The sequence below is a fragment of the Arthrobacter sp. 49Tsu3.1M3 genome, from assembly GCF_900168135.1.
Taxonomy (GTDB): domain Bacteria; phylum Actinomycetota; class Actinomycetes; order Actinomycetales; family Micrococcaceae; genus Arthrobacter.
The window spans coordinates 469,993-481,149 of record NZ_FUZD01000002.1 but is presented as its reverse complement, the minus strand read 5'-3'; the positions used below and the strand labels follow the sequence as shown (position 1 = coordinate 481,149).

At 68.7% G+C, this 11,157-nt stretch carries 9 protein-coding genes; 5 read left to right on the top strand and 4 right to left on the bottom strand.

Translation table 11 applies throughout. The features are described from left to right. Nucleotides 1-1,424: DUF222 domain-containing protein (locus B5X90_RS05125; protein WP_256860057.1), on the top strand; the 1,424-nt coding region annotated here is incomplete at its 5' end. A 289-nt stretch (nucleotides 1,425-1,713) separates the two neighbouring features. Here the strand turns inward: B5X90_RS05125 and B5X90_RS05120 are convergent. Beyond that, the gene (locus B5X90_RS05120; protein WP_256860056.1) at nucleotides 1,714-3,294 is read right to left on the bottom strand and encodes a serine/threonine-protein kinase; all 1,581 of its coding nucleotides are present in this window, start codon (nucleotides 3,292-3,294) and stop codon (nucleotides 1,714-1,716) included. 429 nt (nucleotides 3,295-3,723) lie between these two features. Here B5X90_RS05120 and B5X90_RS20965 point away from each other — a divergent pair, with 429 nt between their 5' ends. The 4 genes from B5X90_RS20965 to B5X90_RS05105 all read left to right on the top strand — a co-directional run bounded on the left by B5X90_RS20965 (nucleotide 3,724) and on the right by B5X90_RS05105 (nucleotide 7,556). Further along, nucleotides 3,724-4,068 (top strand): hypothetical protein, encoded by a 345-nt coding sequence (locus tag B5X90_RS20965; RefSeq protein WP_143264650.1) that lies wholly within the window; start codon nucleotides 3,724-3,726, stop codon nucleotides 4,066-4,068. 96 nt (nucleotides 4,069-4,164) lie between these two features. Next, nucleotides 4,165-4,707 carry a PadR family transcriptional regulator gene (locus B5X90_RS05115; RefSeq protein ID WP_079550472.1) on the top strand — a complete coding sequence of 181 codons (543 nt, stop codon included), beginning with the start codon at nucleotides 4,165-4,167 and terminating at the stop codon, nucleotides 4,705-4,707. A gap of 5 nt (nucleotides 4,708-4,712) precedes the next feature. Then, entirely contained in the window at nucleotides 4,713-6,425 is a 1,713-nt protein-coding gene (locus tag B5X90_RS05110; RefSeq protein ID WP_079550471.1) for an ABC1 kinase family protein, read from the top strand. A gap of 72 nt (nucleotides 6,426-6,497) precedes the next feature. Continuing rightward, nucleotides 6,498-7,556, top strand: coding sequence for an alpha/beta hydrolase (locus B5X90_RS05105; RefSeq protein WP_256860055.1), 1,059 nt, complete (start codon nucleotides 6,498-6,500; stop codon nucleotides 7,554-7,556). A 73-nt stretch (nucleotides 7,557-7,629) separates the two neighbouring features. On the opposite strand, the gene B5X90_RS05100 is transcribed toward B5X90_RS05105, so the two are convergent. The 3 genes from B5X90_RS05100 to B5X90_RS05095 all read right to left on the bottom strand — a co-directional run bounded on the left by B5X90_RS05100 (nucleotide 7,630) and on the right by B5X90_RS05095 (nucleotide 11,024). Beyond that, nucleotides 7,630-9,393 carry a gamma-glutamyltransferase family protein gene (locus B5X90_RS05100; protein ID WP_256860063.1) on the bottom strand — a complete coding sequence of 588 codons (1,764 nt, stop codon included), beginning with the start codon at nucleotides 9,391-9,393 and terminating at the stop codon, nucleotides 7,630-7,632. A 106-nt stretch (nucleotides 9,394-9,499) separates the two neighbouring features. Further along, nucleotides 9,500-9,628, bottom strand: a complete 129-nt coding sequence (locus tag B5X90_RS21565) for an MFS transporter small subunit (RefSeq protein WP_256860054.1) — start codon at nucleotides 9,626-9,628, stop codon at nucleotides 9,500-9,502. A 1-nt stretch (nucleotide 9,629) separates the two neighbouring features. Then, nucleotides 9,630-11,024 carry an OFA family MFS transporter gene (locus B5X90_RS05095; protein WP_079550467.1) on the bottom strand — a complete coding sequence of 465 codons (1,395 nt, stop codon included), beginning with the start codon at nucleotides 11,022-11,024 and terminating at the stop codon, nucleotides 9,630-9,632. Between the last annotated feature and the right edge of the window lie 133 nt (nucleotides 11,025-11,157).

Sequence of the window (11,157 nt, the reverse complement as noted above, 5' to 3'; positions counted from 1 at the left end):
CGGCGGCGCCTGCGGTGCCGGAATCGGTGCTGGATGACGGGTACCGGAACACGGTGGAGTTCCTGCGGGCGCGGCTGCGGATCGGCGCCGCGGAGGCCAGGCGCCGGCTCTGCCTGGCCGACGCGCTGCTGCCCCGGCAGGGACTCGCCGGCCAGCCGGTCCCGCCCGTGCACCCGGAGCTCGGAGCCGCCGTCGCGGCCGGCGAGGTCGCGTCCCGGGCCGCGACCGTCATCACGCTCGCCCTGGACCGGGTCCGGCACAGCTGCCTCCCCGAGGCCGCGGCGGCGATGGAGCACGCCCTGACCCGCACCGCGGCCGAGAACGACGCCGACTTCCTCGCCCGCGTCAGCCGCAGCTGGGCCGAGGCCCTGGACCAGGACGGCGCCGAACCCTCCGAGGAACTGCTCCGCCAGCTCCAGGGCGCCTTCCTCCGCAAACCCCGCCACGGCCTCCAGCACCTGGAAATCTTCGCCACCACGGACCAGTTCGAACACCTGATCACCGTGATGAACACCGCCACCAACCCCCGCACCGGACCCGACACCAGCGAAGGCACCGCCACCGGACCGGGTGTCGGATCAGCGGCGGCGGCCGGTGAGCCCGGCGGGCACAGCCCTGCCGGCGCTGACGCCGGCGGCGGCACTAGTGCTGCCGGCGCTGGCACTCCCGGGGCCGTCCGGGCCGACACCGGCCCGGCGAACCAGCCCGGATCCACCGAGGGGCGAACCACGGCCGAAGAGGACTCCTCGCTGCCGTCCCTGGACCTCCGCTCCCGGCCCCAACGGCTGCTCGACGGCCTGGTCGGCGCGTGCAAGGCAGCCCTCACCACCGGCGGGCTGCCCGCGGCCGGCGGGCTCCGGCCCCAGGTCATGGCCACCATCGACTACCGCGACCTGCTCACCCGGTTCCAGGACTCCCCCGGCGCCACAGCGGGCGCCCCGCGCCTCGGACCCCGGCCCCTGCAGGGCACCGGGGCGCTGCAGCAGACAGGCTCGCTGCTCTTCACCGGCGCCGTCACCGCCGGCACCATCCGCAAAATCGCCTGCGACGCCGACATCATCCCGGTCGTCCTCGGCGGCGAGGGCCAGGTCCTGGACATCGGCCGTGCCTCCCGGGTCTTTCCGCCCCACATCCGCAAGGCCATCACCGCCCGGGACCAGGGCTGCGCCTTCCCGCAATGCACCATCCCCGCCCCCTGGTGCGAGGCCCACCACATCACCTACTGGTCCCGCGGCGGAACCACCGGAACCGACAACGGCACCCTGCTCTGCTCCCATCACCACCACGTGATCCACAAAGAACACTGGACCATCCAGATGCGGACCGGCATCCCCTGGTTCATCCCGCCACCCCACCTCGACCCCGCCCGGACACCCCGCCGGAACAGATACTTCCGGCCCATAGATCCCGTGGCCGCCGCGTGACAGCGGCCCGGCCGGCGCGCGAGCCTTGCGGTTCGGACGGCAAGCTCCGACGATCGGGCGAGCCGTGCGGCGCGGACGGCCCCGACGGAGGGCGAGGCGTACGGCTCGAACGGCAGCGGCCCGGACGGCCGGGTGGGCGCGTGACAGCGGCCCGACGGAGGGCGCGCCGTGCGGGGTCGGACGGCAGAAGCCCGCAGCGGGCTGAGCGGCTCGCACGTCCCGGCCAAGGTCATAGCCGCGAGGGCAACCCCGAGCCCTCAGTCCCAGGAGCCCTCGCGAGGCCTCGGTCTTACGAGTTTTCCCGGGACGTGATCCCGAAACTCGGGGACTGCAGCTCGGTGAAGTTCCCGACGCTGGCGCGCACGGTGCATTGGGGCGTGATCTGCAGGGCCGTCACGGTAAGCCCCGCGCTGTCCACCGCGAGCGCCCCGCCGCAGCCGTCGGAGCCGTCGGAGCCGTCGGAGCCGTCGGAGCCGTCGGAGCCGTCGGAGCCGTCGGAGCCGTCGGAGAACCGTACCCCCTTCTCGCCGCCACTCACGGCGGCGAGCACCTGGGAGGGCTTGCCGGACGCGGGACTGACGTAGAGCGGGTTCAGCTCGTCGGCGCCGCCGGCCCAGACTGGCACGAGGGTGATCTTCAGCGGGCTGGGCGTCACGACGCGTGCTGGGGTACGCACCTCCACGCCCTTTAGGCGCTGGACGGGATAGGCCGTGCCCTTGACGGCAGGGTCCTGCGTGGCGGCCGTCGTCGCCTCGGACCCAGACCGCAGCCACGCGTCGAGGGCCTGCTGGTCCGCGGGTGACACTGACACTTTGGCGGTGACCTGGGCTGCCCCTCCCGCCGGGACTTCCAACCCCGAGACCTTCCAGCCGCACTCGACGTCAAGGCCGGTGATCGAGGCCTGATTCCGGCTCACCGAAGCCCCCTCCCACGTGACCGCAGGGCATGCTTCCCCATCGGCCAGGCCCGGGATCACCTCCAGGAAATCACCGGATAACGGCGCCTTCTGCGCCCCGTATGCGACAGTCAAACGGATCTGACCGGAGGCCGGTTCATAGGAGGCTTCGCGCGAGATCGACAGGCCGGTCGGAAGCGCCGCGTCCTGCAGCTGCTTGGACATCTGACCGCCTTCCGCTGTGGGCGTTTGTTGACCTGCAGGGGCAAGGACAACGAACCCCACGACCATCGCGACGACGAGCAGGGCGGCGGCGCCCGCGAGCAGTAACGCTTTGCGAGTACGCCAGAACGGGATGGCGACCTGTTCCTCGAGCCGGGCCTCCGCCCGGGGCCGCACTTCGCGACGCGGTATTGACCGGGCGATGGTGGCGCTGTCCGCCTCCCCGAGTTCGGGAGCAATCCCGGCGTGGTCACCTGGCGCGCCTGACGAGAAGGCCGTGAGGTCCTCGTCCGTGAAGGCGCCCCGGACGACGGTGGCTGGGCGTTCGACGGCGTCGAAGTCCTCCGGGGCCTCGGCACGCGTGACCGGGCTGCTGCCGGCAAGGCGTGGTGCCAGACGCCGGAGCGTCGCCGCGGCCTCACTCGCCGTCGGGCGTTGGGCGGGGTCTTTGGACAGCAGCCCGTCGAGTACGTTCCATACCGCATCGTCAACGGGGATCCGTGGCGGGCGCGAGGAAACATGGCGGTACGCGACGCTGAAGTCCGGCCCCGGCCCGGCGAAAGGAGTGCGCCCGGCGAGGAGCTCGTAGAGCAGGATGCCAGTTGAGTACACATCGCCCGTAGGGCCGGACCTGCCCTGGCTGATGAGCTCGGGAGGCATGTAGTGCGGGGTGCCGATGAGACCGGTCGTTTGCCGGATCTTCTCTCCCACGACGTCGGAGATGCCGAAGCCGGAGACCCGTACGTCGCCCACGCCTACCGTCGGGCGTGCTGCGGGACTTGCCGTGGCCGTCGGCGTCGCGCTGATGTTCACCGGGGTGGGCGGCCCGGTGGGAATGATTCTGATTGGTGCAGCATCCGGTGCGTTGATCAGTGGTGGTTTGTCGGTGGGAGTGCAGAAGGCCAAGACTAGAACCGTGAATTGGGGACAGGCCGGCCGCGATGCCCTCATTGGTGGCGCCGCTGGTGCTGTTGGCGGCGGTGCGGCCCTTGCGGCTAAGGCATTAACTGCATCGGCGCCGGTCGGTAGGGTGGCGGCTGCTTTTGGTGCCAGTAGGGTCGGTACCGCAGTATCGAGCGCCAGTTCACGTGTCGGATCTGCTGTGACCTCAGGTATTTCCAACGTCAGCGCGAGGGCCGGGAGCTATGTGTCGGGGTTGCCGGCACAGCAGAGGAAAAGCATATGACCAAGACTTTGCCGATTCACGTCAGGGCAACGAGAGTAACCAGGAAGCGCCGATCCCTGATATTTGGCAAGACATCTTTTACCTACGACGTTCGATTCCGTGATGGCGAAATTCAAAACAACGTGAATCCCAATGCTGTACTGAACGGCGCACGTTTCCCAGCTGATTATCATTCGGTCGTGCGTGGCGCGGAGGCAGTCGCCGGTGATGGGGTCCTGGCGGCTGGGTGGATTATCCGTATGGGCCGCCGCTCCGTGACTGAAGATGGGACGAGGATCGGTGATGCCTCGGCGTACCAGACCCCAAAGCCCGTCATCCCTAGCTGCAAGGGCCCGTTTTAGGCCCTTGAGCGGATCGCCGCTCTTGGTTTCGCAGATTTGCGCGCGTATCGTTGACTATCGTTGTATATCGTTCACGGTCGTCCAGAGGAGTGCATGATGCGCAGTTCTTACCCGGCAGGCGGATTTCGCGGCAGCAATGTAGACAGCATGTGGCAGGCCGTAGAGGAGTTGCGTTCGAGGTTCGAGAAGCGCTCGGGTTCCCGGGCGGGGCGTGGCGAGGTGCGCTCGGCTGTGCTGGCACTGCTCGCCGAGCGGCCGATGCACGGCTACCAGATAATTCGTGAAATCGAGGAGCGCAGCGGCGGCACCTGGAAGCCCAGCGCTGGCTCCGTCTATCCAACCCTCCAGCTGCTGGCCGACGAGGGCCTTATCGGTGCTGAGGAATCCAACGGACGCAAGATTTATTCCCTGACGGACGCGGGCCGCGAGGAGATGGCGGGTGCCGGCATGTCAGCGCCCTGGGAATCGGCTGGTCCGGCGTCGGGCCCGGGGTTCGCGGCGCTGCCCAAGGCAGGCGTCGAGCTCGCACAAGCCGCCTCCCAGGTGGGACGCACCGGGACGCCGGAGCAGGTGCAGGAAGCCGTGGCGGTGCTCGATGACGCGCGCCGCCGGCTGTACGCGATCCTCGCCCAGGGCTGACCGGGGTGACGTCGGTTCGCCGGGACCGGGCAGCTCCCGTACCCGGCGCCCGGGGCTACCGGGCCCGTTACCGCCGCATCCTGCGCTTCGCTGCATGGCATCTCGCGGTGACCTGGTGGTTCGAACTGTTACTCCCCCGCATCGGGCTGGTGAGGGTTGCCGAGCGCACCAGGGCGAAGAGGATGCGGCGCTTCGCGCAGCGCTTCCATGCACTGGCGGTGGACCTCGGCGGCCTCATGATCAAAGTCGGACAGTTCCTGTCCTCCAGGCTCGACGTGCTGCCGCCCGAGATCACCAAGGAACTTGAGGGGCTCCAGGACGAGGTGCCTCCGGTTTCGTTCGCCGCGATCCGCGCCCTCGCCGAAGCTGAGCTGGGCGCGCCGCTGGAGCAGTTGTTCGCCTCGGTCGAGGAGACGCCGATCGCAGCAGCATCCCTCGGGCAGGCGCACCGGGCGAGGCTTGGCCCGGGCGACGCCGCCGACACCGGGCTCGACCGCGTGGTGCTGAAGGTACAACGGCCAGGGATCAACGCCATTGTCGACGTCGACCTGGCGGCACTGCGCAAAGTGGGCGGCTGGCTCAGCCACGTGCGCCTGGTGTCCGATCGTGCCGACATGCCCGCCCTCGTTGAGGAGTTTGCGCAGACCAGTCTTGAGGAGATCGACTACCTGAATGAGGCGGCCAATTCGGGGCGGTTCGCTGGCGATTTCGCCGACGACGACCGCATGGAGGTGCCCGACGTCGTCTGGGAACGGAGCACCCGCCGCGTGCTCACCCTCGAAGACGTCACGGCGATCAAGATCACGGACTCGGAGGCACTTCTGGCGGCGGGCATCGATCCGGCCCAGGTTGCCCCGGTTTTTGCCTCGGTCATGTTCGACCAGATTTTTACGAACGGCTTTTTTCATGCCGATCCGCACCCTGGGAATATCTTTGTCACGCCGGTTGCCGATCCATCCACGGAGCGCCCATGGAAGCTGACCTTCATCGACTTCGGCATGATGGGCGAGGTTCCGGCGAGCACACGCAGCGGTCTTCGGAAGCTGCTCATCGCTGCCGCTTCGCGTGACGGCAAGGGGTTGATGGCCGCGATCAGCGACGTGGGGGTGTTAGTGCCCTCAGCCGACACGGTCGAGCTTGAGCGCGCGATGACGCACCTCTTTGCCCGCTTTGGCGGGATGGGCTTCGCCGAGCTTCGCGAGGTTGACCCTCGGGAGTTCCGTGATTTCGCGGTGGAGTTCGGGGACGTGGTCCGCTCGTTGCCGTTCCAGATGCCGGAGAACTTCCTGCTCATTATCCGGGCGATGTCACTGACGTCGGGTGTGTGCAGCTCGCTGGACGCCCGGTTCAATCTGTGGGACTCGATCGAACCCTATGCGGCGCAGCTGCTGCGCGACGAGCGCGGCAACATCGTGCAGGACGTTGCCCAGCAGGCGCTCGATGCCGCCGGGATGGCGCTGGGTCTGCCGAAACGTCTCGATGGACTGCTAACCCGGCTCGAGGACGGTTCACTGTCGGTGGCAAATCCGCGCCTTGAGCGGCAGCTGGGACGGCTTGACCGCACGGCGCAGCGATCAGCATCGGCGCTGATCTTCGGCGCCCTGCTGGTTTCCGGCTCCGTGGTCCGCGCGGATGACATGGTGCTCGGCAATGTCCTGATGATCGCGTCGGTGCTTCCGCTGCTGCATGGACTGTGGGTGGGGCGCAGCGGCCGCTGACCGAGCCGGTGACGGGGTTTTCCCGCACCCGGACACCCTCGGGTTCCGCTGCCGGGGCGATATCATCAAGCCGTGAAGGAAGGCCAGCCTTTTCGTCCTGCGAACCCCACCGAAACCCGCGGCCCCAGCCCCAGCCCCACAGGGCCCAACCCCACTTCCTGGAAGTCCTCGATCCTGAACGGGGGCGGCGCTCTCGCGGCGGCCGCCCTGATCGTGGTCCCGCTCTGGATGCTGCTCAGCAACCCCGCCGTCCTCGGCGGCCACCCCGCCCTGCCAACTCTCCTGGCGGCCGCCGTCGCACTGGGGATTCTGTGGACGCTGATCCTGGTCCTGCCCTGGTTCTTCGGCGACAAACAGCAGCGCAGTGGTGATATTTCAACCTCGCAGTTGGTCCGCGGGATCGCAGGCAGGCTCACAGTCCTCGGTTTGGTGGCGGCGCTGATGTGGCTAAGCCCGTTCCCCCACCAAACCGACCGCGAGAACACGGTCCCGGCCAATGGATCCACCGCGACGGCGCCAGCCGCGTCGAGGGCTGCAGAGGACGCCACTTCGATCACCCTAGCCCCGGCGGGTACCGCCACCACGGGTCTCGTCTTCTACCCCGGCGCCAGGGTCGACGCGCACGCCTATCAGGACCTGCTGCAGCCGCTCGCGGCCGCGGGGCATCTAGTCGTCATCCTGAAAGTGCCCCTTGGGGTCTCCCTGTTGGACACCAACCAGGCCCGCGCAGCCATGGACCGGCATCCCGAAGTCGCTTCCTGGGCCGTCGGTGGTCATTCGTTGGGCGGCGTGAGTGCATCATCCTTCGCGGCGTCGAATCACGACGTCGCCGGGCTGCTGCTCTTTGCTTCGTACCCCGCAGAGACCCTGACGGATGCGCAGGGCCTTTCGGTGCTCTCCATCTCCGGCTCAAACGACGGCCTGAGCACCCCGGACAAGATCGCGGCGTCGAGGTCCTTGCTCCCGCCGACCACCACTTACGCAACGGTTGTGGGCGGCGTGCACGCGTTCTTCGGTGACTACGGTGAGCAGCCCGGGGACGGCGAGCCGGGCATCAGCCGCAACGAGGCGCAGCAGCAGATCGTTGCCGAGTCGCTCCGCTTCATGGACCGGCTCAAGGCTTCGGGCTGACAGACGAAGCAAAACCGCGGCCCCTCCGAAGCCGTACGCAGTCATCCCACCCGGCAGGTGAGCGTCGCAACAGCTACCGGCCCGCGGCGTACCCCTGCGCTCCGCGCGGATTCGCGGCAGCCTGCAGGACCACGGTCTCGGGATCCCGCACGACGGCGGACAGCCGCCCCAGCGCCCAGTCGCCGGCCCGGGTGACGACGTGCCCCCGCCGCTCGAGGCCTTCGATGACGTCCTCCCCCAGCCGGTCCTCGACGACGGCGCCGCCGGGCTCCCAGGTGCGCGGCCAGAAGGACCCCGGCATCGACGTCGTATGGAACGTCGGCGCGTCGATGGCCTGCTGCGGCGAATACCCGCCCACGATGGTCCGCAACAGGTACGGCAGCTGCCACTGGTCCTGCTGGTCGCCGCCGGGCGAACCCAGCGCGGCCACGGCGTGGCCGTCCCGCAGCACGAGAGTGGGCGTCAGCGTGGTGCGCGGGCGTTTGCCGGGCGTCAACGTGGACGGCGTCCCGGGCTCCAGCCAGGTCATCTGGAGCCGCGTGCCCAGGCAGAAGCCCAGCTCCGGGATCGCCGGGGAGGACTGCAGCCAGCCGCCGGACGGAGTCGCGGAGACCATGTTCCCCCAGCGGTCCACGACGTCGATGTGGCACGTATCGCCGCGGGTCTCCCCCGCGGGTGTCACGGTGGGCTCGCCGACGCCGAGTCCGGCCGCGGAGGCCGCCGAGGCATGGCCCGCGAGCGCCGGCGGCGTGTAGTCGGTGCGCAGTCGTGGCTTGTACGGCTCCCGCCCCGGCACGGAGCCGGGCCGGAACTCATGGGACGCCCGTTCCGTGATCAAGGCACGGCGGCCGGCGCAGTAGTCCTCCGACAAGAGGTGGTCTAGCGGCACGTCCGTGTCGCCGTAGTACGCCTCCCGGTCCGCGAGCGCGAGCTTCTGCGCCTCCAGGATGGTGTGCGCCCCCAACTCGGTGGACGGATCAAGGAACCGGTCCTCGAAGCCGGACAGGATGGCCAGGGTCTGCAGCAGCGCCGGCCCCTGGCCCCAGGGCCCGGTCTTGGCGATCGTGTGGCCCCGGAACTCGACGGTGGCGGCGGCCTCATACCCGGCTTCGAATCCCGCCAGATCGTCCAGGGCGAGCACTCCGCGGTGATCCGCGCCTGAGGAATGCCGGTGCGGGGACTGCACCGACTCCACCATGGCGCGGGCCACGAACCCCTCCCGCCACTCGCGGCGGGCCGCATCAATTCCCGCCTCGCGGGTGGATGCCCTAACTCCGGCCTGCACGAGCCGTTCCAGGGTGCGGGCATAGGCCGGGTTCCACACCAGCTCGCCCTCAACCGGGATTCGGCCGCCCGGCATCCACAGCTCAGCCGACGTGGGCCAATGCGTCTCGAACAACGCGGACACGGCCGCGATGGTGGTTCCGACCCCGCCGAGCATCGGGTGCCCGTCCCGGGCGTAGCCGATGGCGAAGTCCAGCACCGCGTCCAGCTCCCACGTCCCGTGGTCACGCAGCAGCAGGAGCCAGGCGTCGACGGCGGCAGGCACCGCGGCGGCCAAGGCACCCGAGCCCGGAACGAGGTCCAGGCCTTCGTTGACGTAGTGCTCCACGGTGGCTCCGGCCGGTGCCGGGCCCTGCCCCATCAGGACTGTGGGCTGGTCCGGCCGATCCGCGGTGACAAAAATCCCGGTCATGTCGCCGCCGGGCCCGTTGAGGTGCGGTTCCACCACATGGAGCACGAACGCTCCCGCCACCGCGGCGTCGAAGGCGTTCCCGCCGCGCTCCAACACGGACTGGGCCACCGCCGTCGACAGCCAATGCGTGGACGCGCTCATCCCAAACGTGCCCTGCAGCGTTGGGCGGGTGGTGAACGCCTCCGGGCGCGTGAACGGCACACTCACCGCGCCAGGACGATCACCGAAGATTTCTGTCACCACGGTGTCAGCCAAACAGGGCCGCCACGCGGGTGAGGGTCTCATAGACGCCATAGGCGAGCGGCACGCCGACAAGCGCCCAGGCGATGACCAACGTCCCGGTGGACGGTGTCACCGGTGTCTGTGCACTACTCATTTCAGCCCTCCAAGGCAGGTTCTTCGGCCCGGACGCGGCCAGGACGTGGTTCGTGGAATCGTGCGTCCACCGGCGTGACCAAGAGGTTCGCCACGAAGCCGACCACCAGCAGCCCCACCATGGTCAGCAGGGCGGGCTGGTAGGACGCGGCGTTGAGCGCGCCGGGCTTGCCCTGCGCGTCCAGGAAAGCGTTGACAATCAGCGGCCCGGCGATGCCCGCCGCGGACCAGGCCGTCAGGAGCCGGCCGTGGATGGCGCCGACCTGGAACGTGCCGAAGAGGTCGCGCAGGTAGGCGGGGGCCGTCGCGAACCCGCCACCGTAGAAGGAGATGATGACGAACGCGAGGGCCACGTAGAGGACGGTGGACGTCGAGCCGGCCAGCGCCAGCACGGTGTAGAGCACGGCGCCGAGGCCGAGGTAGACCATGTAGATGCGCTTGCGGCCCGTGACATCGGAGGTGGCGGACCAGGCAAAGCGGCCGGACATGTTGCCGATCGAGAGCAGCCCCACGAAGCCGGCGGCCACAGCGGCACTGGCCAGGGACGTGCCGTCGGGCTGGCGGAAGAAGTCCTGGATCATCGGAGCGGCCTGCTCAAGGATGCCGATCCCTGCCGTGACATTGCAGAACAGGGCGATCCAGACGAGCCAGAACTGCCTGGTCTTGACCGCGTTCCGGGCCGAGACGTTGTCAGTGGTGACCAGCGAGGCGGCCTTGACCTTTGCGGGGTCGAAACCTGCCGGTTTCCATCCCTCGGCCGGGACCTTGATGGTGAACGCGCCGAACATCATGTAGGCCAGATAGACGACGGCGAGGGTCAGGAAGAGCTTGCCCACCGACTCACCACTGGCCACCCAGCCCTTGGCCCCGGAGTTGGGATCGTACATTTTCAGCAGGGCCGTGGAGACCGGGCTGGCGATCAAGGCGCCGCCGCCGAACCCCATGATCGCCATGCCGGTGGCCAGTCCGGGCCGGTCCGGGAACCATTTGATCAGGGTGGAGACCGGGGAAATGTAACCGATCCCCAGGCCAATGCCGCCAACGACGCCATAGCCGAGGTAGACGAGCCAGAGTTGGTGGCTGAAGATGCCCAGGGAGCCGATCAGGAAGCCGCTCGCCCAAAACGCGGCGGAGGTGAACATCGCCTTGCGGGGCCCGTTCTTGTCCACCCAGGTGCCCATGATGGCGGCCGAGAGGCCCAGCATCACGATCGCAACGGAGAAGATCACGCCGATCTCGGTTAGGCTCGCGCCGAAGTGCTTCACCAGCGCTGTCTTGTAGACGCTCGTCGCGTAGGCCTGGCCGATGCACAGGTGCACCGCGAGGGCTGCCGGGGGGACGAGCCACCGGTTAAATCCCGGCGGCGCGATGGTTCGTTCGCGGTCCAGCCAACCCATAAGTACTCCCCCTGCTCGTCAACGACATCGGTGTCCAGCACATTGCGGAAACGGCCCTCTGCCAGGGCCTCTGACCGAGCTTCCGGTAGAGGCCGTTGCCTCCGGCAATCATGGTGCAGATCGTCAGCAAACG